Origin of the sequence: Blastococcus litoris, assembly GCF_003075095.1 — a bacterium.
Lineage (GTDB): Bacteria > Actinomycetota > Actinomycetes > Mycobacteriales > Geodermatophilaceae > Blastococcus_B > Blastococcus_B litoris.
Genome location: NZ_QCZF01000002.1, coordinates 26,847 through 51,877, shown reverse-complemented (window position 1 = coordinate 51,877; position 25,031 = coordinate 26,847). Strand labels below are relative to the sequence as shown.

Here is a 25,031-nt window from a genome sequence, read left to right as displayed (position 1 = left end):
GCGAAGGCGCGTCCCCGGCTCGTCCGCCGGGCACGGTCATCGGTTCCACGTCGCACGGCAGAGAACATCGGCAGTTACGGGGGCGAAGACGCCCCGGATCTCAGAGCCAGGCCGGCGGTGGCGGGACGTCGCCGGTGAGCCCGTCGCGCTCACCGCGGGTCAGCCACGCGGCGATCGCCGCCACCGGACCCTCGATCTCCGTCTCGCCGCTCCCCCACGTCCGGTCCACGTCGGTCGCGACCAGCGTGAGGTCCGGGGTCTGGCTGCGCGAGGCGAAGAGCCCGAGGACGTCGTCGACCAGGGCCTCGCAGAGGTCGGCCCGCAGATCGGCGAACGCGAGGCCGGCGCGGAGGTCGGTGCCGTGCACCCACACCTCCTTGGCGCGCATCCACGGCACCAGGGCCACGGGCACGGGAACGCCCTGGCCGTTGCGCACCTCGACGTCCCACGCGTCGTCCGGCATCCCGTCGGCCTCCTGCGCCAGCCGGCGGGCGGCCGCGGTGTAGTAGCCGCGCAGCTCGGCGGCCGGCAGCGCGGCGGTCTGCTCGATGGCGGCGTCGCGCGCCTCGCGGGACGGGTACATGGGCGTCTCGACGCCGGTCTGCGCCCAGGTGAGCAGGTTGACCAGCGCGTCGGCGTTGCGGGCCAGGTGCGCGACGACGTGCGCACGCGACCAGGCGGGGAGGGCGGAGTCGGCGCGCAGCTCGTCGTCGCTCAACCCGCTGATCAGGTCCGCGACGACCCGCTCGCCGTCGGTCCACCACTGCCGCTGCTGCTCCGTCACGCAGCGAACCTAGATCACCGATCCGCCCGCGCGGGGCTGCTGTTCCGGGTGGGGCCCCGGTGGCCGCCCACCGTGTCGCAGCAGGTCAGAAGATCAGGCCAGCCATAGCTTCCGACATCTGGTCGTTCCGTTACGGGGGTTCTGATGGCTGCTGGTCCGTCGGTGCACACGCGGCTCGGCATCCTCGCCGCCGTCGCGGTGGTCTTCATCGCGGGGGGCATCGGCAGCAACGGCGCTGCCGGCGGCCTGCTGATGGCCGGGCTGATCGCGCTCGTGGTGGGCGGCGCCGCATTGCGCGGCCGGATGCAGTGGGCCCTGGCTGGTCGCACCGTCGCCGGTGCGGTCGCGGCCGCCGGGCTCGCGGCGGCGGTCGTCGGCGGTGCGCTCATGCCGGAGACCCCGACCGCGCCCGCCGCGAGCGAGTCCACACCGGCCCCCGCCACGACGTCGTCAACCCCCACCCCGAGCGAGGCGGATCTGGAAGCCGCGGAAGCTGCGCTCGCCGATGCCGAGACGGCCGAGTCGGCGGCACAGGTCGACGCCCTGGCCGGCGCGGGGCTGCTGACCGACACCGCCGCCCAGGCGGCCGTCGAGAACGCGGGACGAACTACCGCGCTGGCCGCGCTCGCCGCCGTGGAGGTCAAGGGCCGGGCGCCGCGCACCGGCTACGACCGGGACAACTTCGGCTCGGGCTGGGTGGACACCGACCGCAACGGCTGCGACACCCGCAACGACGTCCTCGCTCGCGACCTGGAGGGCGAGACGTTCAAGCCCGGGACGCGCAACTGCGTCGTCCTCACCGGGAATCTCGCCGATCCGTACTCCGGCCGGGCCATTGCCTTCCAGCGCGGCCAGAGCACCAGCGACGACGTCCAGATCGACCACGTCGTCGCGCTCTCGGACGCCTGGCAGAAGGGCGCACAGGCCCTGACCGCAGGACAGCGGACCGCGTTCGCCAACGACCCGCTCAACCTGCTGGCTGTCGACGGTCCGCTCAACATGCAGAAGGGCGACGGCGACGCGGCCTCGTGGCTGCCCCCGAACCGTGGTTACAGGTGCGCGTACGTTGCGCGCCAGGTCGCGGTGAAGGTGAGCTACGGGCTCTGGATGACGCAGGCGGAGAAGAACGCGATCGCGACGGTGCTCAGCGCCTGCCCGGGCGAGCCGCTGCCCGGTGGCGTGGTCGCCCAGGTGCCCGAGCCCGTCCAGCCGACGCCCACCCCGGCGCCCGCGCCGGCTCCCGCGCCGAAACCTGCTCCCGCGCCTGCACCCGTACCCGCACCCGCCCCGGCCCCGGCTCCTGCTCCCCCTGTCGGCGTCTCCTACAAGAACTGCGACGCGGTGCGTGCCGCCGGCGCTGCTCCGATCCGGGCCGGGCAGCCGGGGTACGCCCCGCACCTCGACCGGGACGGCGACGGGGTCGGTTGCGAGTAGGTTCTCCCCCGCCATGCCCCAGACCGACTCCGACTCCCCCGCCGTCCGGGTGTCGGTCCTCGGGCCGCTGCAGGTGACGGTGGGCGGCGTGCCCGCCCAGCTCGGCGGTCCGCGGCAGCGGTCGGTGCTGGCCCGGCTCGCCGCCGCCGGTGGCCACGTCGTCTCGACCGACCGGGTCATCGACGACCTCTGGGAGGGTGAACCGCCGCCCAAGGCGCTGGCCTCGCTGCAGGTCCACGTCTCGCACCTGCGGCGGGCGCTCGAACCCGACCGCCGCACCCGGTCGGCGGCCTCGGTGCTGGTCAGCCGGCCCCCGGGTTACGCGCTCCAGCTCCCGCGGGAGGCGGTCGACGCGTGGCGCTTCGAGGACCTGGTGGCCGCCGCGCAGGCCACCACTGACCCCGTCGAGCGCCGCCGGCTGCTCGACGAGGCGCTGGCCTGCTGGTCGGGCCCCGCGTACGCCGAGGTCGCCGACACCTCCTGGGCCGCGCCGGAGGTGGCGCGGCTCGACGAGCTGCGGCTGGTCGCCCGCGAGAGCCGGGCCGAGGCCGACCTCGAGCTGGGGCGGGCGGGCGCCGCGGTCCCCGAGCTCGAACGGCTGCTGCACGACCACCCCGGCCGCGAGCACGCCGTGCGCCTGCTCGCCCTGGCGCTGTACCGCAGCGGCCGGCAGGGCGACGCGCTCGCCGCCCTGCGCCGCGCGCGCGACTGGCTGGCCGACGAGTTGGGGGTCGACCCCGGCCGCGAGCTGCGCGAGCTGGAGGCGGCGCTGCTCGACCACGACCCGTCCCTCGACGCGACCCCGGCCGTGGTGCCGACGCCCGCACCGCCCGCGGCGACGGTGCGGTCCGTCGAGGTCGGCCGCTCCGCCGAGCTCGACCAGCTGCTGGGCGTCGCGGGCGGCTCCGGCGTGCGCGTGGTCTGGATCGACGGCGAGGCCGGCGCCGGCAAGACGACCCTGGTCGAGGCCACGGCCACCGCGCTCCGGCAGCAGGGCTGGGATGTCGCCTGGGGCCGCTGCCCGGAGGTCGAGGGCGCTCCTCCGGCCTGGCCGTGGCACGAGGTGCTCGGTGAGCTGCCCGAGGCCGACAGCGCGTTCTGGCTCGCCCGCGCCGCCGCCGAGCGGCTCACCGACCGCGCCCGGCAGCACCCGCTGCTGATCGTCCTCGACGACGTGCACCGTGCCGACGGGCTCACCCTGCAGCTGCTGCGCCAGGTGATCGGCGAGCTGGCCGGCTCTCCGGTCCTGCTGCTGGCCACCTACCGCCCGACCGAGGACGGCGACGCGCTGGCCGCCACCCGCGCGGCGCTCACCACGGCCAGCGCCGCGCACCTCTCGCTGACCGGGCTCGACGAGGCGGGCGTCGCCCTCATCGCCCGCGACTCCGGCCTCGACCCGACCGACGACGTGGTCGCCCTCCTGCGGGAGCGCACCGGCGGCAACCCGCTCTTCGTCCGCGAGCTGACCCGGCTGATCGTCTCGGAGGGCACCGCCGCGGGTCGGACGACGGTGCCGGTCGGCGTGCGCGAGGTCCTCCGCCGCCGCGTCGAGCGGCTCCCGGCGACCGCGGTCACGGCACTCCGCCAGGCGGCGGTGCTCGGCCGCGACGTCGACGTCGACCTGCTGGCCGCCGTCGCCGGCCGGGACCCCGACGAGCTGCTCGACGCGCTGGAGACCGCGGTGCTGGCCGGGCTGCTCGACGAGCCCGCGCCGGGGCAGGTGCGGTTCAGCCACGCCCTGGTGCGCGACACCCTGTACGAGAACCTGCCGCTCATGCGCCGTGCCCGCGTGCACTCGGCGGCGCTGCAGGTGCTGCGCGAGCGGGGCGGCGACGCGACCGCCCTCGCCCACCACGCCGTCGCCGCCGCCGGCCCGGCCACTGCCGCCGACGCCGTCCCGTACGTCGTCGCCGCGGCGCGCGAGGCCGAGCAGCTGGGCGCCCACGCCGACGCCGCGCGCCAGGGGGCGACGGCCCTGCGGCTGCACGAGCTGGCCGGGCCGCGGTCGGGCGGTGACGAGGCGCTGCTCGCCCTCCTCCTGCCGTCGATCTCGGCGCACGCCCGGAGCGGCAACGCCGTCGTCGCCCGCGAGCAGCAACGGCTGGCGGTGCGGGCCGCCGCCCGGCTGGGCCGGCGCGACCTGCACGTCGCCGCGCTCGCCGAGTGGGACGCCCCGCTGGTGTGGACGGTCCGCGACGACGGCGCGCAGGACCCCGAGCTGCTCGACCCGCTGCTCGAGCTGCTGGAGACGCCGGCCGGCGAGGACCTGCCCGACGACGTCCGCGCCCGCCTGTTCGTCGCGCTGTTCCGCGAGGTGGAGGGCGTGGACGACGCCCGCAGCGAACGGGCGTCGGCCGAGGCGCTGCGGCTGGCCCGCCGCACCGACGACCGGCGGCTGCTCTGCGCCGCGCTCAACGCCCGCGCGTACGCGGCGCTCGGCCCCGACCTGGCCGACCGGCGCGAGGAGCTCGCCGAGGAGCTGCGGGCGGTCGCCACCGCCGCCGGGGCCACCGACCACCAGGCGGTCGCGCACTGGCTGCTGTTCCTCGCCGCGTCCGCCCGCACCGACCTGGTCGAGTCCCGCCGGCAGGGCGACCAGGCGTTGGCGCTCTCGGGCAGCGGCCAGCTCGGGCACGTGCTCGGCGCCCTCGGCATCCACTCCGGCGCGCTGCTGGTGCTGGCCGGGCGGGTCGACGAGGGCCTCGCGCGCTACGAGCAGATCGCCCAGCGGCTGGTGGAGACGGGGCAGACCAACGGCGGGCTGATGGCCATGATCGGCCGCTTCGTCGCCGGCTTCGCCCGCGGCAACCTGACCCCGTCGGTGCCCGACGTCGAGTGGCTCGACGGCGTCATGCCCGGAGCGCTCGGCGACGCCGTCGTCCTCACCTTCCTCGACGCCGGCCGGGTGGACGACGCCCGCCGCGTGTGGGCCAACCGCCGTCCGATCGCCCGCGACTACTACTGGCTGGTGACGACGACGCTGCGCGCGCACGCGGCTGCGAGGCTCGGGGACGTCGAGGTCGCGCTGGCCACCCGCGACGCGCTGCTCCCGTGGACCGGCCGGATCGCCGGGCTGGACTCGGGGACGCTCGTGGTCGGTCCGGTCGACGACGCCCTCGCCGAGGTCGCGGAGCTCACCGGCGACGCCGCCGCGGCCGACGAGCACCGGCGGGGGGCCGCGGCGACGAGGAGCCACCTCGCCGAGCAGCTCGCCGCGCTCGGCCTCTAGGCCGTCATGAAGCCGCTCTCGTAGGCGGCGATCACGGCCTGCGTGCGGTCCCGCGCGCCCAGCTTGAGCAGCACGCTGCTCACGTGCGTCTTCACCGTCTCGCGGCTGAGGAACAGCTCGGTGGCGATCTCGGCGTTCGACAGCCCGCCGGCGACCAGGCGCAGCACGTCGGCCTCCCGGCCGGTCAGCACCGGCAGGGCGGCGTCCCCCCGTGCCCGGGACGGCGCGTGTGCGGCGATCAGCCGGCGGGTGAGATCGGGGAGCACGAGCGAGGTGCCGCGCGCGACCACCCGGATCGCGTCGACCAGCTCGTCGGGGTCGGAGCGCTTGAGCGCGAACCCGCTCGCGCCGGCCTGCAGCGAGCGGAACAGGTAGTCGTCGTCCTCGAACGTGGTCAGCACCAGCACGCGCGGCCGCTCGGGGTTGCGGGCGACCATCTCGCGGGTGGCCGCGATGCCGTCCATGTCGGGCATGCGGACGTCCATCAGCACGACGTCCGGGTCGGTGCCGGCGGCCACCTCCAGCGCCTCGCGGCCGGTGCCGGCGTCGCCCACGACGGTCAGGTCGGGCTCGCTCTCCAGGATCACCCGCAGACCGGAGCGGACGAGGACGTCGTCGTCGACCAGCAGCAACCGCAGTGTCACGCGGCGCCCGCCAGCGGCAGGGTCGCGCACAGCTCGAACCCGCCGGACGGCGTGGGCTCGGCGGACAGCGTTCCGCCTGCGGCGGCCGCCCGCTCGCGCAGCCCGGCCAGCCCGCGGCCGCCGCCCGGGCCGGGGCGGCTCTCCAGGGACGACGCCCGCTCGTTGCACACGCGGACGACGAGGGTGTCCCCGCTGCGCGCGACCTGCGCGACGGTCAGCGGGGTCCCGGCGTGCCGCAGCACGTTCGTCGTCCCCTCCTGGACCACCCGGTAGGCCAGCTCCTGCACCCCGAGCGGCACGTCGTCGACGTCGCCGTCGAGGACCAGCGCGACCGGCAGCCCGCCGTCCCGGAGCCCGGACAGCAGCTCCTCCAGGTCGGCGAGCGAGGGCGCCGCGAACGGGGCGGGGTCACGGCCGTCGTCCTCGGCGCGCAGCACGGTGAGCACCCGGTCGAGCTCGGCGAGCGCGGTGCGGGTGTTGGTCTCGATGTGCTGGAGCGCCTGGCGCGCGAAATCCGGCTGCAGCGGCGTGCCCTCGGGCGGGGTGAGCGTGCGGCGGGCGGCGGTGGCCTGGAGCAGGCTCGCGGTCAGCGCGTGCCCGATGGTGTCGTGCAGGTCGCGAGCCAGCCGGTTGCGGTCGGCCAGCCGGCGGCCGCTGTGCTGCAGCGCGGCGATCTGCTGCTCGGGCGAGGCACCGAGCAGGCGGGGGGCGACGGAGGCGGCCAGCCGCACCAGGAGCTCGAGCACGACCAGGGTCAGGACGACGTCGCCGACCATGAGCGCCAGCAGCGGCAGCGCGGTGAGCGCGTTCCAGTCCGCGCCCCAGCCGAGGTAGGCGAACCCGAGTGCGCCGAAGAACCAGGTGGTCACCGTCGCCGCGCCCATGAGCACCCGCGCGCCGAACCAGCCGACCGCCCGCCACGTGCCGGCCGACTGCACGAGCCGCCGCACCCTGCGGATGACGCCCGGCTGGTGACGGATGCGCTCGCCGACGGGGATGTCGACGCCGAGCAGGATGCCGGCCAGTTGGCGCTCGACGCCGGCGAAACCGCGGATCATCGCGAGCACGAGCAGGATCAGCAGCAGCCCCACGCCGTAGATGACGGCGAACACCGAGCCGAACAGCGCGAAGTACAGAGCCAGGCTGAGGACGCCGACCGGCACGCTGGCCAGGGCGTAGATGGCGCGGCCGGGCCAGCCGGGGCGGGCGGCGATGAGCAGTTCCCGCACGCGGGTGGCGAGCTCGGGCCCGGAGTGCGGGAACGTCGTCGATGGCACGGACTGATCCTGACCGACCACCGGGCGGGGCGGTTCCCCCGTGCGGGCACTTCCGCCCTCCCCCGCGCGGGGGACCCAAGTGGGCGCTGCGGGGTGATCCGCCGGCGGCCGCACCCCCGACAGGCTTCCTGCCATGACTCCACCCCTCCGCCGGCGGGCCCGATGATCGAGGTCCGCGGGCTCACGAAGCAGTACGGCGCCGTGCGCGCCGTCGACGACCTGACCTTCGACGTGGCGCCCGGCACGGTGACCGGTTTCCTCGGTCCGAACGGCGCCGGCAAGTCCACCACGATGCGGATGATCCTGGGCCTCGACCGGCCGACGGCGGGCCGCGCGCTGGTTGCCGGCCGGCCGTTCGACCGGCTCGGCGAGCCGCTCCGGGTCGCCGGGGCGCTGCTCGACGCGCAGGCCGTGCATCCCGGACGCAGTGGTCGCGACCACCTGCGGGTGGCCGCCCGCACGCAGGGCATCGCGGTCCGCCGGGTCGACGAGGTGATCGAGCAGGTCGGCCTCGGCCCGGCCGCGCGCCGGCGGGTGAAGGGCTACTCGCTCGGCATGCGGCAGCGGCTCGGCATCGCCACGGCGCTGCTCGGCGACCCCGCCGTCCTGCTGTTCGACGAGCCGATGAACGGCCTCGACCTCGACGGCGTCCGGTGGATCCGGCGACTGGTGCGCGAGCTGGCCGACGAGGGCCGCACCGTGCTGCTGTCCAGCCACCTCATGAGCGAGATGGAGCAGACCGCCGACCACCTGGTGATCATCGGCCGCGGCCGGCTGATCGCCGACGCCCCGATTGCCGAGGTGCTGGCCGGCACCGGTGCGGCGCGCAAGGTCCGGGTCCGCACGCCGTCCCTCGACGACCTGGCCGGCGCGCTGCTTCGCCGGAAGCTCCGCGTGCACCCCACCGACGACGGCGACCTGCTGGTCGAGGGTGCGTCGGCCGAGACGGTCGGCGACATCGCGCTCGAGGTGGGTGTCGCGGTGCACCGCCTCGCCGAGGAGCACACGTCGCTGGAGCAGGTCTACCTCGACCTGACCGGCGACAGCGTCCAGTACAAGGTCTCGTCCGAGAAGGAGCTGGTGCGCTCATGACCGCCACCGTCCACGCCCCGGCCGTCCACGAGCCGGGCACGGTCGCGGTGTCCACCCGCGCGGCGTCGGCCGAGTGGCTGCGGCTGCGCACCGTGCGCTCGACGTGGTGGTGCCTCCTGGCCGCCGCGGTCGCCGTCATCGGGATCGGAGTGGCGACCGCCGTCGACGAGGCGGAGATGGCCGACGCCTCCGGGTCCACGGCATCGGCGACCCTCGCGGGTCAGTACGGCGTCATGATCGGGCAGTTCGCGCTGCTCGTGCTCGTGCTGCTCGCGGTGACGCAGGAGTACGCCAGCGGGGCGATCGGCCCGACGCTGCAGTGGACGCCGCGCCGCGGGGTGCTGCTGGCCGCGCGGGTCGCCGTCCCCGTGGTGTGCGCGGCCGTCGTCGGCGTCGTGCTCGCCGTGGCGGCCGACGTCACCGCCGCGCTGATGGCGCCGTCGCTGACCTTCTCGACCGGCGACCTGCTCGACAGCGCGGGCGGCATCGCCGCCGTCCTGCTGGCCGGCGGGGCGCTCGCCGTCGGCCTGGGGCTGTTCCTCCGCAGCACCGCCGGGGCGCTGGCCGTGGTGTTCCTGCTGCAGCTGGTGCTGCCCGCGATGCTGCCGGCGTTCGGCGTGCAGTGGATGGCCGACCTCGGCGAGCTGCTGCCGGGCTCGGCGGCGATCTGGACCCTGCTCGGCGAGCCGGAGATGAGCGCCGGGCAGGCGGCCACGCTGCTGGTCGGCTGGTCCGGGGCCGCGCTGGCGGTCGGTGGCTGGTCGCTGCTGCGCCGGGACGCCGGCTGAACCGTCGGGCGCCCGCTCGGTGGCGGGCGCCCGACGGGCTCACCCGAAGACGCGGCGCTCGCGGCGCCGGAACGGCGGCACGAGCACGGCGAGCAGGAGACGCAGCATCACGCCGCCCTCCTTCGCGAGGGCGGCGTACTCGTCCGGGGTGACGACGGCGACGACGCGCGGCGCCTCGAACGTCAGCTTCGCGCGCGTGCGGATCTCGCCCTCGACGGCGGCCCAGTCCGTGACGCTCACGTACTCCTCGATGGCCGGCAGCACGGAGGCCTCCTCGTCGGCGATGTGCTCGTCGAGGGTGTCGCGGAGTTCGGCGAGGTCGACGGCGAGCGCGGTGGCGGTGTCCTCGTCGGCGGGGCGGGCGGCGAAGGCGGTGGCGCCCGCGCGGATGCGGGTCAGCAGCGGGTCGAGGGCGGCGTGGTCGTCGGAGAGCTCGGCGAGGTCGACGTGCGGGCCGGCCGACGCGGCGAGGACCGGCCACAGGACGTCGTCCTCGGCGGAGTGGTGGTGGTGGATCGAGTCGCAGAAGTCGCCGACGTAGGCGGCGACGGCGGCCGCGCGGGGCGGCTCCACCGGCTCGGCGGCCAGCTGCTGGAGCAGCGCGGTCAGCCGGTGGCAGTCCTTGAGCATCGCGCGGTGGGCCAGGCGCATGCCCAGGGTGTCGGGTCGCGGGTCGCCGGCCTGCCGGGGCGTGACGGTGGTCATCGGGTGTCCTCTCGGGGTCGTTCGGGTCGGCGCCGACCCTCGCCCCGTGCTCTTGCCGGTCACTTGTCGTGCGGCGGCAAGAGCTTCGTAAGTGCGGCCCGCGAACGTCCTCGCCGAACCGGTCGCCCGACCGGACCGACCCACCCAGAGGACGACGACGTGACCACGCTGCAGGCCCCGCTCCCCACCACCGCCCCGACCCGTGACTTCCGCCCGTCCGCGAACGTCCGCAGCCTGACCCTCGTCGCCGGCGGCGCGTTGTTCGCCGTCGGCAACCTGCTGCACCCGCTGGAGCACAGCGACACCGCGCACGAGTACCCGACCTGGGTCGCCGCCCACGTGCTCTTCGGGATCGGCGCCGTGCTGATCGCGGCCGGGATGACCGTGCTCACCCGCCGCTTCGCCGCCTCCCGCACCGGCCTCGTCGGGCTCGGCATCACCTGGCTCGGCATGGTGCTGATCCCCGGCGGCGTGGTGATGGAGGCCTGGGTGCGGCCGCTCATGGACCACCACGGGTTCGCCGCCGTCGAGGAGGCGTCGCTGGCGTACACGATGCTGGCCGGCACCTCGAACCTCGTCGGCCCGGCGCTGATCGCCATCGCCGCGATCCGCCACCGGCTGCTGCCGCTGTGGGCCGCGCTCGCCATCCCCGGCATCACCGTCGGCGCGCTGCTCTACCCGGTGCTGCCCAAGGAGGGCTACGGGATCATCCCGGGCACCGTGCTCTTCGGGATCGGCATCGCCGCCGCCGGCTGGCTGTCCCGCAGCGAGTGATCCGTACCTCCCCGGAGCCGGCGCCCGTTCTCGGGCGCCGGCTCCTGCGCGTTCAGTCGCCGCGAGCGGCCAGCATGGCGAGGACGTCGGCGGTGCGGCCCTCGCGCTCGGCGAAGCGCAGGAAGCGCACGCGGTCGACGAGCACCTCCTCGACGTCGGGCTGCGTGCTGAGGATCTGCACGACCTCGTCGAGGAACTCGTCGAGCGGCATGGCGTGCTCGGCGGTGCGCAGCGCCGGCATCAGGTCGGTCTGGACGGCGGGCGGGACGAGCTCGACGACACCACGCCCGCCCCTCGATCCCCCACTGCGTCGATCGCGAACGTAGCGACGAGGTCCGACAGGAGGGCGGCGCTCCCGTGCCCGCTGGGGGCCTCTGCTCAGCCGGGCTGGATGACCCTCAGCGGTTCTCCGGCGATCCACGCGGCGACGTCCTCGACCGCCTCCCGGTAGAAGACCTCGTAGGTGTCGCGGGTGACGTAGCCCAGGTGCGGGGTCAGCACCGTGCGGGGCGCCGTCCGCAGCGGGTGGTCCCGGGGCAGCGGCTCCTGGTCGAAGACGTCGAGCCCGGCGCCGCCGATCTGCTTCTTGTGGAGCGCGTCGAGCAGTGCCTGCTGGTCGACGATCGGGCCGCGGCTGGTGTTGACCAGGATCGCGGTCGGCTTCATGCGGCCGAGGTCGTCGGCGCCGATCAGGCCGCGGGTGCGCTTGGACAGCAGCGTGTGGATGGTGACGACGTCCGAGGTGCTGAACAGCTCGTCCTTGTCGACGCGGCGGACGCCGTACTCGGCGGCGCGCTCGACGGTGAGGTTCTCGCTCCAGGCGACGACGTCCATCCCGAACGCCTGACCGACTCCGGCGATCTGGGTCCCGAGCCGGCCGAGGCCGACGATGCCGAGGCGGGCGCCGTGCAGGTCCAGGCCGATGGTCTGCTGCCAGCCCCCGGCCCGGACCGACTCGTGTTCCTGCGGGATGTGCCGGGCGACGGCGAGGATCAGGCCCCAGGTGAGCTCGGCCGTGCCGGTGCCGAGGATGCCGGTGCCGCAGACGGTGATGTCCCGCTCGGTGGCCGCCTCGACGTCGATCGACTTGTTCCGCATGCCGGTGGTGACCAGAAGCTTCAGGTTCGGCAGCCGCTCGAGGAGGGGGCGCCGGAACTCGGTGCGCTCGCGCATGGCGATGACGACGTCGAAGGGCGCGAGGCGGGCGGCCGCGGCGTCCTCGTCGCCGACGTGGTCGTGGAACTCGACGACCTCGATCTCGCCCGGCACCTGCGACCAGTCGCAGTAGTGGGCGGCGACGGACTGGTAGTCGTCGAGGACGGCGATCCGATGCATGCGTGTGGGTCTACTACAGCCGCTACGAGCGTGCCGGTGGTGGACCGCTGCCCTCCTCGGCGTCGGCGTCGGAGCCCCGGTCGCCGGCGAGCAGGTACGTGGCCACGCCCAGGACGACGCCGGCGACGCCGGACAGGGTGACGATCACGGGAGTGCCGACGTCACCGAGGACCGCGGTCAGCAGGTCCCGGGACCGCGAGGTGGGATCTGCCAGCACCACGCCGACGAAGACGGCGACGAGCACGCCAGCGCCTGCGGCGAGTGCCTGGGCGAGCCGGCCCGTGGAACCGTGCCGGCTCCCGATCGAGCGCGCGGCCTTCACGATGCGCCCGGCGCGCAGGATGCGCAGCGCTCCGACGGTGCGGACCAGCCGGAGGACCTGCACCGGCCCCAGGGCGAAGACGACGGCGACGATCACCGCGACGGTGAGCGCGATGAGGCCGAGGTGGCCGCGGATCCAGGCCCGCTTGCTCTCCGCGACGGCGAGCAGGACGACGGTCTCGGCAACGAGTACGGCGCCGCTGGCGATGTCGATGGCGTGGCCGGCGGTGCCGAGCGCGCCCTCGGCGACGGTCAGGAACATCGCCGGGATGGAGGCGAGTGCCGCGACCAGCACGGGGAGGGCCAGCCGCTCCTGCCAGCGCTCCTCCCGTGTCGTCACCGTGGTCCACGCTAGCCCGGGAATCCGGGCGGACGCCCGACGACAACGGCCCCCGCCCGCGGGATGCGGGCAGGGGCCGTCGGGCCAGCTGGGGTCAGTAGCCGCGGGAGCGGCCGCTGCCACCCTTCTGCTTGGCCTGGAAGTCGGAGATCATCTTCTTGATCTTCGCCTGGTTCTGCGGCTTGCGGGCTTCCTGGATCACCTTCGCCGCGACACCGGACGCGATGAGCTTGCGGAACATGCCTGCCATGAGTGGCCTCCTTCGGGTTGCTTGCACTCTGCTTGCCCGAACGAACGGCGGGCCAACCACGCTCCCGTCCGATCGGGCGATCTCTCGTGGAGCGCCCGCGCTACCCGTAACGTCCGGTTCCATGGCGGATCGAGAGTTCCGGACGGTGCTGGAGGGCGGCTCCTTCTTCGAGGGCCCGCGGTGGCACGAGGGCACCTGGTGGGCGTCGGACTTCTACCGGCACACCGTCAGCCGGGTGAACCCCGGGGGCGGCGAGACCGTCGTCCTCGAGGTCGAGAACCAGCCCTCCGGCCTGGGGTGGCTGCCGAACGGCGACCTGCTCGTCGTCTCGATGAAGGACCAGCGGCTGCTCCGCCTCGCCGACGGCGAGGTCACGACGCACGCCGACCTCTCCGCCGTCTGCGGCGGGCACGTCAACGACATGGTCGTGGACGCGCAGGGACGGGCGTTCGTCGGCGACTTCGGCTTCGACCTCATGGGCGGCGGTGCGCCGACGGCCGCGTCGCTGAAGCGCGTCGACCCCGACGGGACCGTGACCGTCGTCGCCGACGGCCTGCGGTTCCCGAACGGCTCGGTCATCACTCCGGACGGCGGCACCCTGATCGTCGGCGAGACCTGGGGCAACCGCTTCTCCGCCTTCGACATCGCCGCCGACGGCTCGCTGAGCAACCGACGGGTCTGGGCCGAGCTCGGCGCCGTGCCCGAGGGCGGCTCGATCGAGGAGCTCATGGGCCAGGTGGTCATCGCTCCCGACGGCTGCACCCTGGACGCCGAGGGGCACGTCTGGGTCGCCGACGGCTTCGGCTCTCGGGCGATCCGGGTGGCGCCGGGCGGCGCCATCGTCGACGAGGTCGCCGGTCCGGACGGCATGGGTGTCTACGCCTGCGCGCTCGGCGGGGACGACGGCCGTGAGCTGCTGCTGTGCTGCGCGCCCGACTTCTACGAGCACACGCGGGCACCCGTCCGCGAGGCGGTCCTCGTCAGCACGCAGGTCGCCGTCCCCCATGCCGGCCTGCCCTGAATCGGACGGTCAGACCTCCACCGACGCCTGGTCCAGCGCCCGGAAGGCGCCGTAGACCAGGAACGCCGGCCAGACCGCCGACTTGAGCACCGCCAGCGCCTTCTCCTGCGGGGTGTCGGCGTGCTGCCAGTGCCAGACCACGGCGCCGATGAATCCGAGCCCGTAGACGGGGCTCCCGCCTCCGCCCTGCCCAGGCCCGCCCTTGCGCCCGCTCTCCTTGACTCCCTTCGCGCTCTTCTCGCCCATGTCGCCGCCTCCCTCGTGCTCGGGGTCCCCCGCGCCGATGAGGCCCGAGGCTATTGAGGTCGGTGCCGGCCGACCAGGGGTCGCGCGCTCGGCCGCCAGCAGCCTGATCGCCGGCGCAACCACGCGGAGTGCCGCTGGTGCGGTGCCGGCGACGCGCGTCGGGTAGGCCTGTACCTGTGACCGCTGTTCCGCCTGTCCTGCTGCTGGACGTCGACGGCGTGCTCAACGCCGTCCGTCGCGATCTGCCGGAGGGATGGCGACGCGGGACCTTCAACGGCTACGTGCTGTCGTGGGACCCCACCGTCGTCGCTCGCCTGCGGGAGCTGCACGAGTCAGGCCGGGTGGAGCTCCAGTGGCTGACCACCTGGACGCGGCTGGCCGACGAGCTGCTCGCCGAGCCGATGGGGCTCCCCCGCGGCCTGCGCACCCACGACCGGTACGACGTCCTGCCGACCGGGTTCGGCGGCGAGCGGCGCGGTATCTCCGGGTGGTGGGTGCTGGCCGCCGCGCGGGCGGTGGCCGAGGCGGAGCCCGGACGGCGGATCGTGTGGATCGACGACGACCTCGCCGAGCAGGCGGAGGACACCAGCGAGTGGCTGGCCGCGCACGGCGACGTGCTCGTGGTGGCGCCGGACTTCGGCACCGGGCTCACGCACGCCGAGCTGGACCAGGTGGAGGCCTGGCTCGTCGCACCGCGCGCACAGTGAGCGGGGCCGCGGGCCACAGGGCACGTCAGGTCGACGGCAGGGTGAATGCGCAGCGCGGACCCGGCGCCGTCGCCAGACGTCGGTCGAGCGTCCAGAGCGGGGCGTCGAGCACCTCGGCGAGGGCGACGTAGGACGCGTCGTGGGCGGTGACTCCCGGGTGCAGTTCCCAGACGCGGTCGGCCAGCGGACCGAAGGGGAAGACCCCCAGTGGCAGGTCGACGAGGTCGCGGTGGGCCAGCGCGGCCGTGCCGGCGTCGAGCCGACGGCCGAGGACCGCGCGCCGGAGCACGTTCGACACCTCGACGTGCAGGTGTGCCGGCGCAGCCAGGTCGTCGTTGCGCAGGCCGGCCCGCGCCCACGTCCCGTCACGCCCGCCGTCGACCAGCGCCGCGACGACCACGGATGCGTCGACGACGATGGTCATCGGCGTTCGGCGTCCCGCAGTTCCTGGATCGACTCACCGGAGAGTCGGCTCCCTGTGGCGAGCACTCGGTGCTGCACGCGGTCCCACAGCGCTTCCGGGCTGGGCCGCTCGGCGAGCGCCATCAGCTGCGTGCGTACGTACTCCTGGAGGGACTGCCCGGCTCGCGCGGCGCGTGCAGCCAGCTCGTCGCGGGTCTCGTCAGGGACGTCGCGGATCGTCATCGACACGGGCACACATGCAGATTAGCAGCACCGCCTGCAGTCTGCCGCCAGCGGCGATGAGCCGCTGGCGACCCCGCATGCGTCAGTCCCACCACAGCGTCCAGGAGGTTCGGCCGACGAGCAGCCGCGCCAGGCCTGCGATGGTGCCGCCCGCCTCGTAGCCGAAGCCGTCCACCGGACCGTCCTGTGCCAGCACGTCAGGGCAGAGCGAGGCGATCTCCGCCGCAACGGACAGGGCCACGGATTCTTCCTCGGGCGGACGCGGCACGAGCAGCGTCATCGTGGCGAAGCCGAGCCCCGCGAGGACGACGCCGAAGCGGTCCTCCCACGTCCGGAGGACCGCGGACACCTGCGCCGGTGTGCGGCTGTTGATGGCACCGAGCCAGCCGATCGAGGCGATCGCGTCGGCCGGGCGGTTGCACGCCACCAGGCCGATCCGCCCTCTCCCCCACATCCCGAGCGCGTCAGCCGCCACGGTGGCGGGGTCACCCGTGGGCGACAGCGGGGGCGCCAGGCCCGGGAACTCGGCACCGAAGGGCCGCAGGTGCTCGACGTACGGATCTGGCCCCATCGGGACGAGGCCGTCCGCCCAGCCCGCGGCCAGCACCGCGCCGGGGTGCAGCGCGTCGACGTCGGTCACCGCCACCGGCTCGAGTTCACCGGACTCCCAGGGGCGGTCCGCGTACTCGCGGCCGAGGCCGGTCAGCACGAGCGGCCACAGGTGCGTCGCGGTGAAGCCGCCGACCAGCCGGTGCCACACGGCCGATGCGTCGGGCCTGCCGCGATCGGCCAACCAGAGGGCCGGCGGGTTGGTGGCCGCCTCACCATGGAGACGTCGCGCGACGGCAGGCCGGCCGGTACCGAGGTCGACGTCCCCGATGCGAAGCCGGCCAGCGGGTGGAAGTTCGCAGGACGTCGACGAGGCGACGGCTGCGAGCGACGGCACGGAGATGCGCACGTCATGCGGTGCGGGGGGGACCAGGTGAGGCTGTGGGCGATGCCGGGAACGGGACATGCGCCGACCCTTCCCGTGTGACGCTCGGGTGGAGGCCGGCTGCGGGCATCTGTGGATGAAGCGGCGGGATCCACAGTGCACTCATCGACGTCGCGAGTGACCCGAGGTCGGCTGATCCGGGACGCTCACAGGAACGCGCCGTAGCCTGGCTGTCCGCCGCAGACCACGGGAGCACCTCTCGCATGGCCTCCTTCGACCCGGACGACCGGACGAGCCGCCGGTTCCGCCGCCGGCCCACCGAGCCGCAGCCGCAGGTCGAGCCGCCCCGCCGTCCCCGCTTCGACCGGCCGCCGCCCGCCGCGAACGACTGGTACGGCGCCCCACCCGGCCCTGCCAGCCCGCCGCCGCAGCACCAGCCGTGGGCTCCCCAAGGCCCGTTCCCGCCGCCTCCGCCCGAGTACCCCGACCCGCGGGGCCGCCGCGGGTTCCGCCGTCGCCGCGACGGGGCCGGCCTTCGTCCCCGCCGTCGGCTGCTCGGTCGGGTGCTGCGGGTGCTGGCCGCGCTGTTCGTCGTCCAGGCGCTGCTGGTGCTGTCGCTGCGCTGGGTGGACCCGCCGACGACGGCGTTCATGGCGGCCAACCCCGACGGCTCCATCCAGCAGTCGGTGCCGGTCGAGCACGTGTCCCGCAACTTCCTGGCGGCGGTGATCGCGCACGAGGACGCCCAGTTGCCCTACCGCTCCGGCGCCTTCGACTGGCACGTGATGTGGGCGCGAGCGCTCGCGCACATCTCCGGCGAGGAGGACGCGTCGGGCTCGACGATCCCGCAGCAGGTCGCCAAGAACATGTTCCTCAACCAGGAGCTCAGCGCCTGGCGGAAGGCGGTCGAGGCGGGGATCTCCATGGAGATGGCTCTGCTGATCGACGACCGCCGCATGCTCGAGCTGTACGTGAACTACGCGCAGTTCGGACCGACGATCTACGGCGTCTGCGCGGCCAGTTGGTACTACTTCGACACCCCGCCCGGCGAGCTCTCGGTCGCCGAGGCCGTGCAACTGGCCGGCCTGCTCCCCTCCCCCGGCCACGTCCAGCGCGCCCCCGGCGGGGGCCTGGACTTCGACGTGGACGACGGCCTGGGCTGGCTGTCCCGCTCGCACGTGGTCAACGCGCAGAACCGGGTGCCGCCGTGGCTCGACCGGCTGGGCTTCCAGCCGGTCGAGGACGTCGGCATCGAGGGGCTCGCCTCCGATCAGCCACCCTCGGACGACGACTGCTCGAGCGCACCCGAGGAGGTCACCGAGCTGATCGCCGCGGAGGGCACTGCCTGACCTGTTCGGGACGGGAGCTCGCGGCGCCTGAGGGCAACCGCTGGTGTGCTATCGCCCGGCGTGATCCCGCGGGCCGGCCGGACGGAAGTCGCACAGCCACGGCGTGTCTCGCGCACCGGCCGGGTGTTGCGCGGCCGGCTGGGGCGAGAGAGCGGATGTCGGTCGAGGGGACGACGGCTCACGTCACCGAACGCTGGCCGCACCTCGCGTTCGCCGACACGGCGACGCGCGCGGTCAGGCGTCGAGCATCCATCCGACGGTGACGTCGAGCAGCCACCAGACAGGGGCCACGACGACGACCTTGCCGACGTCCACGGCAGCGTCGACGACGGTGTAGGGCTTCTTCTCCTGCTTCTCGTCCTTCGACATCGAGGGTGTCCTCCCGGTGCAGAGAGCTGGCCCGTCGCGCCGCAGCGCAGAACCGGAGTCAGCCCGTGGAAGTGGATGGGTCAGCTGGCCGGGAAGTTGCTCTTGGCGTACCGGCCGGCCGTGCGCATGGCCGCGACGTTGACGCCTGCGCCCACTCCCCCACCGACGACGGGCACCCACTTGCTGAGGTTGACGAGACCCTTCGTGCCGAACTTCGTGAACAACCGGAAGCCGACCTTCTTGTTGATCTCGATGAGCGTCTTGCCCGGCAGCTTCTTCAGCGCCGCCATCGCCGCCTTCGTGCCCAGCGTGGCCCCGAAGTCGGCGGCCAGCCCGGCCCCGCCGGCACCCAGCAGGGACAGCAGGACGACGCTGCGCACCTCGTCGGAGGCGGTGTCATAGCCACGCAGGTGCGCGACGGCGGCCACGCACCGGGCCGAGAGGGCGTAGAAGACGGTCACGTCGGTCGGGATGCCGACGACCATCGTGATCGGTCCACCCAGTCCGGTGGCGAAGCCGGAAGCGGCCACGAGCCGGGTGTGCGTCGCGATGACTCGGTCGATCGCCTTCTCGACATCACCGTGCTGAGCGAGGTGCTCCTCGGCGAACGCCTCAGCGCTCTTGAGCGGGCCGAAGCCCTCGACCCCGCGCGACAGGATGGCGTCGACGAGCCGCTGGACCGTGGCGCCCTGGTCGCTGGTGCCATCCGCAGTCGGCTCGAGCTCGGCGGGATCGATCGTCGGCTCGGCGACCGGCGTCCTCGTGGCGGTCAGGCTGTTCTGGTTCGTGGACATGCTTCATCCCCCGTGTCTGGACTGGGTTGGGGCGACGGAGCAGTGATGCGTCGCCGCCAGGGTCACCTGGGTATCGGCCTGGAGAGGCCGTGGCCGACCCGAGTCAGCGGGTCTCGTCGTCCCGCGGCGGAACGGCCGGCACGGCCGGTCGCGGCCGGGAGAAGCCGGGGTCGAAACGCTGGGTCATCTCCAGCTCGCCGGTGTCGGCTGCAGCGTGCCGCCCGATCACGGGCAGCTTGAATTCGGCGGTCTCGTCGTGCAGGTGCTTGGCCACGACGCCACCGTAGGAAACGGAACGGGCTCGATGCGGGACCCGAGTGAGGCGTCACAGGCGGGTGGTGCGGGCGGGGCGGATGTGGTCGACAAGTCGACTTCTCGACAGGTCGCCCTGTCGCCCTCGAGGCGGCCCTCAGCCGGCGGGCAGCGTGACCGACGACGGCTGGGTGCCTCCGGAGCAGATCCGGTGCCTCACCGGCACGCCGTGGGTCGCCTCGCCGGGCGGCTCGCCGGTGCCGAGGTTGCGGGCGTAGCGCGGGTGGGCGCCGCCGGACACCTGCAGCCGGATCCGGTGGCCGGCGCGGAACAGGTGCGCGGTGTCGGGCAACGTCGTCTCGACCGTCCGCTCCCCCGCCGTCGGCTCCTCGCCGGGCGCCGGGTCGAGCCGGACCAGCCGGTCGGTGATGTTGATCGACTTCCCGTTGGGTTGGACGTCGCACAGTCGAACGAAGACGTCGGAGTACGGGTTGTCCGACTCGACGGCCAGCTGGACGCGCGCGCCGCCGAGCAGCTCCACCGGCTTCCGGAGCGGGCCGGTGGTGAAGGTGACGACGTCGTCGCGCGCCTCCAGCTCGGTGTTGTCGCGCTGGCCCGCGCTGCCGGCGAGCACCCGGCCGCCGACCGAGGGCGTGGGGTCCATCGGGTCGTAGTGGACGGTCGTGACCCCGGGCTCGGCCGGTGCGTCGTCGACCAGCCGGCCGTGAGTCGCGAGGTACCAGGTGCGGTCGGTGGTGGCCGGCGGCCAGTCGGGCATCGTGCGCCAGGTGCGCGCACCGGTTTCGTACACCCGGACGCGACCGGGACGTGGCGCGGCGGGCGAGGCGCCGTCGACGGGCAGGTGTGCGTTCAGCCAGGCGAGGCTCTCCGGCGTCGTCACCGCCGGATCGATGCCCAGGTGCGCCCACGGGCCGACGGTGAGGCCGACGTCGACGCCGCGGTCGCGCAGGGCGGCGTACTGGTAGAGCGTCTGCTCGAGGAACCAGTCCTGCCAGCCGCCGATGAGCAGCGTCGGGACCGTGCTCGAGTGGACGGCGGGCGTGGCGCGGTAGCGATCCCAGTAGGGGTCGGACAGGTCGGGGTGGGCCAGCCACTCGTCGAACCACGGCGCCGGGTTGCCGCCGAAGCGCTCGGCCAGGCCCTGCAGCGGGAGCTCGCCGAGGTAGGGGGCCAGCCGCCGTTCCGCCGTCGCCAGCCGAACGAGTCCGCGCAGGAAGCCGACCTTCTCCTGGTGGGCGACGAGGTCGGTCCAGATGGAGAGGTTGGTGAGCTGGAAGGCGCCGTCGATCATCCCGGCCTGCGCGAGGTCGTGCGGGCCGATGTGCAGCACCATCGCCTTGAGCTCGGGCGGCGGGTCGAGGGCCAGCGCCCACTGCGTGTAGCCGAGGTAGCTGGGCCCGAGGGTGGCGAGCCGGCCGTCGAACCACTCCTGCTCGCGCAGCCAGGCGACGGTGTCCTGCCCGTCGTGCTCCTCGTTGACGACGGGGGTGAAGTCGCCGCCGGAGCCGAACGTGCCGCGGACGCTCTGCAGCACGACCGCGTAGCCGCGTTCGGCGTACGGCACCGTCATGGGGAAGGCGAACCCGGCGCCGCGGCCGTACGGGGAGCGCAGCAGCACGGTGGGGTGCGGGCCCGTGCCGGTCGGCAGGTAGACGTCGGCCCGCAGAGTGGTGCCGTCGCGCATGGGGACGTCGACGCCGCGCATCACGCGGACCTCGTTAGTCGCCTCGGGCAGGCCCCACCGCCGGGCCAGCGCGGACGTGGCGAGCCGGGCGGCACGGGACAGGGGTGCGCCCCCTGCCGGAGGACGGCGGTCGAGCAGGCGCACGGGCGCTCCTGGGCTGGTCGGGCCGGGGATCGGCCTGGACACTAGTTCTCCGATGAGTCCGCCTCCCCCGGGTGGTCTGACCCTCGTCGACCAACCCGAGCAAGGAGCACCGTGACGCAGCTGCTGAAGGTCCAGAACCTGTTCCTGTCGAGTGACGGGTTCGGAGCCGGCGAGGGGCAGAGCCTGGAGCGGCCGTTCGGCCACGCGAACCCGATGGAGCTGGCTGCGTGGGCCGGCGCCACGGCGAGCTGGCCCAACCGCACCGACCCGGGAGGGAGCCGCGGGCTCGACGACTACTTCACCCGCGACTTCTCGCACAACATCGGCGCCGAGATCATGGGCCGCAACAAGTTCAGCCCCTACCGCGGGCCGCACGACCTCGAGTGGCAGGGCTGGTGGGGCGACAACCCGCCGTTCGACACGCCGGTGTTCGTGCTGACGCACTTCGAGCGGCCGTCGCTCACGCTATCCGACACCACGTTCCATTTCGTGTCCGGCGAGCCGGCCGACGTGCTCGAGCAGGCGCGGGCGGCCGCCGCGGGCAAGGACGTCCGGCTCGGTGGCGGGGTGACCACCATCCGCGAGTTCCTCGACGCCGACCTCGTCGACACGATGCACGTAGCGGTCGTGCCGGGGGTGACGCTCGGATCGGGGGTGCGGCTCTGGGAGTCGCCCGACGAGCTGACCGACCGCTTCCACCTGGAGGTGGTCCCCAGCCCGAGCGGCGTGGTGCACCACATCTTCTGGCGGAGGTGACGGGTCCCTCTGCAGGCGGGGCGCCGCCGCTCTCGGCGTGCTCTCACTGCCTGGCACTGTGAGGGGCATGCACCGCTCCCACCGTGTGGCCGGCGCGCTGGTCGGCTCCGCCGTCGGCGATGCGCTCGGTGCGCCGTTCGAGTTCGGCCCTACTGGCCAGTTCTCCGCCCGGTTCCCGGTTCCGGCGCGGGGCGCGAAGACGGAGATGTGCGGCGGCGGGTCGCTGGGCTGGGAGCCGGGCGAGTTCACCGACGACACCCAGATGGCGCTGATCGTGGCTGCCTCGTTGCTGGGGCAGGGCGGGCTGGACGAGGCAGACCTGTTCGACCGGTTCGTGCGCTGGGCCGAGGCCGAGCCGCCGGACATCGGCAACCAGACGAGGGCGGTGCTGCGGTCGGGCCGGCCGTGGGATGTCGCCGCGGCCGAGCACTTCGCCGAGTCGGGGCACGCGGCGGGCAACGGCTCGCTGATGCGGACGACGCCGGCTGCGATCTTCTTCTCGCGCGCCGGCACCGAGGCGACGACGGACGCCGCCCGGCGGATCTCGGCGCTGACGCACGGCGACCCGGCGGCCGGCGAGGGCTGCGCGATCTTCCACGAGCTGATGCGGGTGGCACTGGACGGCGGGGATCCGCTGGCGGCGGTTCCCTCGGCGCTGGCGCTGGTGCCTGACGTGCACCGGGAGCGGTGGGCGGCCGTGCTGGCGCCGTCGTGGACGCCGGACGACGCCACCGAGTCGAGCGGGGCGGTGTGGCCGACGCTGGGCTCGGCGGTGTGGGCGCTGCGGCGCGGGTGCGACTTCGCGGAGGTGCTGCGGCTGGTCGTCGACCTGGGCGGCGACACCGACACGGTGGCGTGCGTGGCCGGTGGTCTCGCCGGTGCGGTGTTCGGGATGGGCGGCATCCCGATGCGCTGGTCGTCGGCGGTGCACGGGCGGGTGCCGGGGCACGGCGACAAGGTGTGGCGGGTGGCCGACCTGCAGCAGCTGGCCGCCGCGCTGGACGGCGGGGTGCAGCAGAACTACGACCCCGGCGTCATCCCGCGGATCGGGCCGAAGGAGGTGCTGCCCGGCATCTGGGCGGCGAACCTCGACGGCGCCCGGTACAGCGAGACCGACTTCGCCGTCATCTCACTGTGCCGGCTGGGTGAGCCGTTCGAGCACGAGCTGCAGCGGATGGCCTACATCGCCGACAACGAGCACAACAGCGACCTGGACGCCGTGCTGGCCGACGTCCTCGACGACATGGCAGCGCTGCAGGCCGAGGGTCACCGATTGCTGGTGCACTGCCACGGCGGTGCCTCGCGGACCGGCCTGGTGCTGCGAGCCTGGCTGATTCGCGAGGAAGGCATGACACCGGATGAGGCGACACCGCACGTCGCCGAGCGCTGGCCGCACCTCGGCCTCTGGAATGCCAGCTTCACCGCCGCCCTCTCGCGTATGCGTCTGAGTCAGAATCCAGAGGCTCGCTAGCCATTGAGCCTTCGGTCGGCAGTTCGGGACGGAGGTACGCCTGCGGCGAGAGAACTAGCCCCCTTGTCGGAGCCGCCGCGTAGTTGCCGCGTCAACGGCCGTCAGCATGAGACGGTCAGCAAGGACGTAGCCCAAGGCGGAACCGGATGGGGCGGGGGCACCTGACAGTGTTGGACGACGATCAGGTTCGCACCGCGATGTTCGTCCACCTCGGTAACCTGGCGGCTCTGTACCCAGAAGGCATCAAATCGTCAGATATCAACCGCTTCGTAGTAAATGATCGGCCGCTCAAGCTGGTGGTTCAGCCTGGCATCTGGAAGCCCGCCGACCTTCAGGCAGCGCTGACAATCCGGACGACCTACACGGCTCCCGATCAGGCGCCGCCCTACGACGATGCGCTCGTGGGCGGCGGACTGCTCAAGTACGCGTACCAGGGGACCGACCCGCAAAGGTCCGACAACAGAGCCCTTCGCGCCGCCCTCGAGCAAGAGAAGCCATTGGCCTACTTTGTGGGTGTCGCGAAGAGCGTCTATCAGGTCCACTTCCCGGTCCACGTCGTTGCCGAGCGGCCGGCGGAGCGGGCCTTCTTGATAGCCATCGAAGAAGCGCAGAGGCTGATCGATCCAGCCCTCATCGAGGCTCTGACGCCAGACCGCCGTTCGTATCTCGAGCGACTCGTACGCACGCGCCTGCATCAACCGCTTTTCCGAGCACAGGTTCTGCGGGCTTACCGTAAGCAGTGCGCCGTCTGCCACCTCCAGCACACTGATCTTCTGGACGCAGCGCACATCATCCGCGACACCGATGCGACCGGCCATGCGGTCGTACCCAACGGCCTATCACTGTGCAAGATCCATCATGCTGCTTACGACCGCAACATCATCGGGATCCGACCCGACCTGGTGATCGAGGTCCGGCCCGACGTTCTGCTGGAGAAGGACGGACCCATGCTGCGTCACGGGATCCAAGAGATGTCGGGCCAGCGACTGACCGTGCCGACCCAGCGGGCAGCGCAGCCGCATCGCGAGAGACTGGAGCAGCGGTACGAAGAATTTCGTAGCGCCAGCTGAACGAAACGCCCTCGCTGTCCAGACCAGCCCCCACGGAGCAACGCCGCGTCATGGCTCGAACCGCAGCCATTCACGGCGCCTTCTAGACGCGCCACTGCTTGGCTTGGGCGTGCTCACGCTCGCGCGCTAGTCGGTCGCTTGCGGTTCCACAGGTCGTGAGCCTCCAGCAACGCGAGCAACTCGTCCTCGAACAAGATTGCGTCGGCCTTAGTGCTTCGCTCCGACCAGCAGACGTGCACATTCGCCCAAGCCAGCGCCGCACGAGCCCAGTCCTTCGCCCGTTCAGGTCGCCCTGCCTCTAATAGATGCAACCGGTGGCGAACAAATAGTGGATCCCCCAGAGCCCGATCGAGGGCGGCCTCGCCGAGACCACTGACGGCACCTCTGCCCCTCGCGTACACACCGAGGCGGCCGCGGAGTCCCGGCTGGCTACGTGCCCGCTCCCCGGCATGGCCCACGTAAAGCAGCTCTCCCGCAGCACCCCGTCGCGCTAGGTAGACGCCCGGTCGAGGCGGCGCGACGAGCGCAGCTTGGGTCAGCGCGATCCACGGCGACCAGTTAGCGCGCGGCATCACTACCCCGATGGCGTCGCCCA

Annotated in this window: 27 protein-coding genes; 11 read left to right on the top strand and 16 right to left on the bottom strand. The window is 73.6% G+C overall.

The window, feature by feature from the left end:
• Positions 1-100: 100 nt before the first annotated feature.
• A complete protein-coding gene (locus tag DCS98_RS04730; protein WP_116450233.1) occupies positions 101-784 on the bottom strand; it encodes a maleylpyruvate isomerase family mycothiol-dependent enzyme in 684 nt (227 codons plus the stop codon).
• Between the two features lie 144 nt (positions 785-928).
• Between DCS98_RS04730 and DCS98_RS04725 the strand changes: the two genes are divergently transcribed.
• Both DCS98_RS04725 and DCS98_RS04720 read left to right on the top strand, forming a co-directional pair.
• Positions 929-2,218, top strand: coding sequence for a GmrSD restriction endonuclease domain-containing protein (locus DCS98_RS04725; protein WP_241037183.1), 1,290 nt, complete (start codon positions 929-931; stop codon positions 2,216-2,218).
• Between the two features lie 13 nt (positions 2,219-2,231).
• Positions 2,232-5,447, top strand: a complete 3,216-nt coding sequence (locus DCS98_RS04720) for an ATP-binding protein (RefSeq protein WP_116450232.1) — start codon at positions 2,232-2,234, stop codon at positions 5,445-5,447.
• Here DCS98_RS04720 and DCS98_RS04715 read toward each other — a convergent pair.
• Positions 5,444-6,091, bottom strand: a complete 648-nt coding sequence (locus DCS98_RS04715; RefSeq protein WP_116450615.1) for a response regulator — start codon at positions 6,089-6,091, stop codon at positions 5,444-5,446. The genes DCS98_RS04720 and DCS98_RS04715 overlap by 4 nt on opposite strands.
• On the bottom strand, positions 6,088-7,368 hold the full coding sequence (locus DCS98_RS04710; RefSeq protein WP_164704382.1) for a sensor histidine kinase: 1,281 nt from the start codon (positions 7,366-7,368) through the stop codon (positions 6,088-6,090). Before DCS98_RS04710 ends, DCS98_RS04715 begins: the two co-directional genes overlap by 4 nt.
• Before the next feature lie 162 nt (positions 7,369-7,530).
• Here DCS98_RS04710 and DCS98_RS04705 point away from each other — a divergent pair, with 162 nt between their 5' ends.
• Both DCS98_RS04705 and DCS98_RS04700 read left to right on the top strand, forming a co-directional pair.
• Positions 7,531-8,460, top strand: coding sequence for an ABC transporter ATP-binding protein (locus DCS98_RS04705; protein ID WP_116450230.1), 930 nt, complete (start codon positions 7,531-7,533; stop codon positions 8,458-8,460).
• Positions 8,457-9,248 (top strand): hypothetical protein, encoded by a 792-nt coding sequence (locus DCS98_RS04700; protein ID WP_116450229.1) that lies wholly within the window; start codon positions 8,457-8,459, stop codon positions 9,246-9,248. Before DCS98_RS04705 ends, DCS98_RS04700 begins: the two co-directional genes overlap by 4 nt.
• Positions 9,249-9,287: 39 nt before the next feature.
• Here the strand turns inward: DCS98_RS04700 and DCS98_RS04695 are convergent, their stop codons facing one another.
• Positions 9,288-9,953, bottom strand: a complete 666-nt coding sequence (locus tag DCS98_RS04695; RefSeq protein WP_116450228.1) for a hemerythrin domain-containing protein — start codon at positions 9,951-9,953, stop codon at positions 9,288-9,290.
• A 159-nt stretch (positions 9,954-10,112) separates the two neighbouring features.
• Between DCS98_RS04695 and DCS98_RS04690 the strand changes: the two genes are divergently transcribed.
• On the top strand, positions 10,113-10,727 hold the full coding sequence (locus DCS98_RS04690) for a hypothetical protein (protein ID WP_116450227.1): 615 nt from the start codon (positions 10,113-10,115) through the stop codon (positions 10,725-10,727).
• Positions 10,728-10,779: 52 nt separating this feature from the next.
• On the opposite strand, the gene DCS98_RS04685 is transcribed toward DCS98_RS04690, so the two are convergent.
• The 4 genes from DCS98_RS04685 to DCS98_RS22860 form a co-directional block, all read right to left on the bottom strand.
• Complete coding sequence (locus DCS98_RS04685) at positions 10,780-10,968, bottom strand: hypothetical protein (RefSeq protein WP_206340100.1); 189 nt, start codon at positions 10,966-10,968, stop codon at positions 10,780-10,782.
• Between the two features lie 137 nt (positions 10,969-11,105).
• The gene (locus DCS98_RS04680; RefSeq protein WP_116450226.1) at positions 11,106-12,062 is read right to left on the bottom strand and encodes a D-2-hydroxyacid dehydrogenase family protein; all 957 of its coding nucleotides are present in this window, start codon (positions 12,060-12,062) and stop codon (positions 11,106-11,108) included.
• A 22-nt stretch (positions 12,063-12,084) separates the two neighbouring features.
• On the bottom strand, positions 12,085-12,723 hold the full coding sequence (locus DCS98_RS04675; RefSeq protein ID WP_116450225.1) for a hypothetical protein: 639 nt from the start codon (positions 12,721-12,723) through the stop codon (positions 12,085-12,087).
• Between the two features lie 94 nt (positions 12,724-12,817).
• Entirely contained in the window at positions 12,818-12,973 is a 156-nt protein-coding gene (locus DCS98_RS22860) for a hypothetical protein (protein ID WP_164704381.1), read from the bottom strand.
• Between the two features lie 121 nt (positions 12,974-13,094).
• On the opposite strand from DCS98_RS22860, the gene DCS98_RS04670 reads away from it, so the two are divergent.
• Positions 13,095-13,994: an SMP-30/gluconolactonase/LRE family protein gene (locus DCS98_RS04670; RefSeq protein ID WP_116450224.1), complete on the top strand. Its 900-nt coding sequence runs from the start codon at positions 13,095-13,097 to the stop codon at positions 13,992-13,994.
• A gap of 9 nt (positions 13,995-14,003) precedes the next feature.
• Here DCS98_RS04670 and DCS98_RS04665 read toward each other — a convergent pair whose 3' ends face one another.
• Complete coding sequence (locus DCS98_RS04665; RefSeq protein WP_116450223.1) at positions 14,004-14,240, bottom strand: hypothetical protein; 237 nt, start codon at positions 14,238-14,240, stop codon at positions 14,004-14,006.
• A gap of 176 nt (positions 14,241-14,416) precedes the next feature.
• Between DCS98_RS04665 and DCS98_RS04660 the strand changes: the two genes are divergently transcribed.
• Positions 14,417-14,947 carry an HAD domain-containing protein gene (locus DCS98_RS04660; protein WP_116450222.1) on the top strand — a complete coding sequence of 177 codons (531 nt, stop codon included), beginning with the start codon at positions 14,417-14,419 and terminating at the stop codon, positions 14,945-14,947.
• A 25-nt stretch (positions 14,948-14,972) separates the two neighbouring features.
• On the opposite strand, the gene DCS98_RS04655 is transcribed toward DCS98_RS04660, so the two are convergent.
• The 3 genes from DCS98_RS04655 to DCS98_RS04645 all read right to left on the bottom strand — a co-directional run bounded on the left by DCS98_RS04655 (position 14,973) and on the right by DCS98_RS04645 (position 16,352).
• Entirely contained in the window at positions 14,973-15,371 is a 399-nt protein-coding gene (locus DCS98_RS04655) for a type II toxin-antitoxin system VapC family toxin (RefSeq protein WP_116450221.1), read from the bottom strand.
• Complete coding sequence (locus DCS98_RS04650; RefSeq protein WP_241037180.1) at positions 15,368-15,592, bottom strand: FitA-like ribbon-helix-helix domain-containing protein; 225 nt, start codon at positions 15,590-15,592, stop codon at positions 15,368-15,370. Before DCS98_RS04650 ends, DCS98_RS04655 begins: the two co-directional genes overlap by 4 nt.
• Before the next feature lie 82 nt (positions 15,593-15,674).
• Positions 15,675-16,352, bottom strand: coding sequence for a DUF4253 domain-containing protein (locus tag DCS98_RS04645; protein ID WP_116450219.1), 678 nt, complete (start codon positions 16,350-16,352; stop codon positions 15,675-15,677).
• A 437-nt stretch (positions 16,353-16,789) separates the two neighbouring features.
• Here DCS98_RS04645 and DCS98_RS04640 point away from each other — a divergent pair, with 437 nt between their 5' ends.
• Positions 16,790-17,875 carry a transglycosylase domain-containing protein gene (locus tag DCS98_RS04640; protein ID WP_116450218.1) on the top strand — a complete coding sequence of 362 codons (1,086 nt, stop codon included), beginning with the start codon at positions 16,790-16,792 and terminating at the stop codon, positions 17,873-17,875.
• A 234-nt stretch (positions 17,876-18,109) separates the two neighbouring features.
• Here DCS98_RS04640 and DCS98_RS23850 read toward each other — a convergent pair whose 3' ends face one another.
• The 4 genes from DCS98_RS23850 to DCS98_RS04630 all read right to left on the bottom strand — a co-directional run bounded on the left by DCS98_RS23850 (position 18,110) and on the right by DCS98_RS04630 (position 21,139).
• Positions 18,110-18,244 carry a hypothetical protein gene (locus DCS98_RS23850; RefSeq protein ID WP_277394601.1) on the bottom strand — a complete coding sequence of 45 codons (135 nt, stop codon included), beginning with the start codon at positions 18,242-18,244 and terminating at the stop codon, positions 18,110-18,112.
• Between the two features lie 80 nt (positions 18,245-18,324).
• The gene (locus tag DCS98_RS04635; protein ID WP_116450217.1) at positions 18,325-19,038 is read right to left on the bottom strand and encodes an EcsC family protein; all 714 of its coding nucleotides are present in this window, start codon (positions 19,036-19,038) and stop codon (positions 18,325-18,327) included.
• Between the two features lie 103 nt (positions 19,039-19,141).
• Positions 19,142-19,312, bottom strand: coding sequence for a hypothetical protein (locus DCS98_RS22855; protein WP_164704380.1), 171 nt, complete (start codon positions 19,310-19,312; stop codon positions 19,142-19,144).
• Between the two features lie 135 nt (positions 19,313-19,447).
• Positions 19,448-21,139, bottom strand: a complete 1,692-nt coding sequence (locus DCS98_RS04630; protein ID WP_116450216.1) for a CocE/NonD family hydrolase — start codon at positions 21,137-21,139, stop codon at positions 19,448-19,450.
• 111 nt (positions 21,140-21,250) lie between these two features.
• Between DCS98_RS04630 and DCS98_RS04625 the strand changes: the two genes are divergently transcribed.
• The 3 genes from DCS98_RS04625 to DCS98_RS04615 all read left to right on the top strand — a co-directional run bounded on the left by DCS98_RS04625 (position 21,251) and on the right by DCS98_RS04615 (position 24,436).
• Positions 21,251-21,895, top strand: coding sequence for a dihydrofolate reductase family protein (locus DCS98_RS04625; protein ID WP_116450215.1), 645 nt, complete (start codon positions 21,251-21,253; stop codon positions 21,893-21,895).
• A gap of 67 nt (positions 21,896-21,962) precedes the next feature.
• A complete protein-coding gene (locus DCS98_RS04620) occupies positions 21,963-23,366 on the top strand; it encodes an ADP-ribosylglycohydrolase family protein (protein ID WP_116450214.1) in 1,404 nt (467 codons plus the stop codon).
• A gap of 197 nt (positions 23,367-23,563) precedes the next feature.
• Entirely contained in the window at positions 23,564-24,436 is an 873-nt protein-coding gene (locus DCS98_RS04615; protein ID WP_206340099.1) for an HNH endonuclease, read from the top strand.
• Positions 24,437-25,031: the final 595 nt, after the last annotated feature.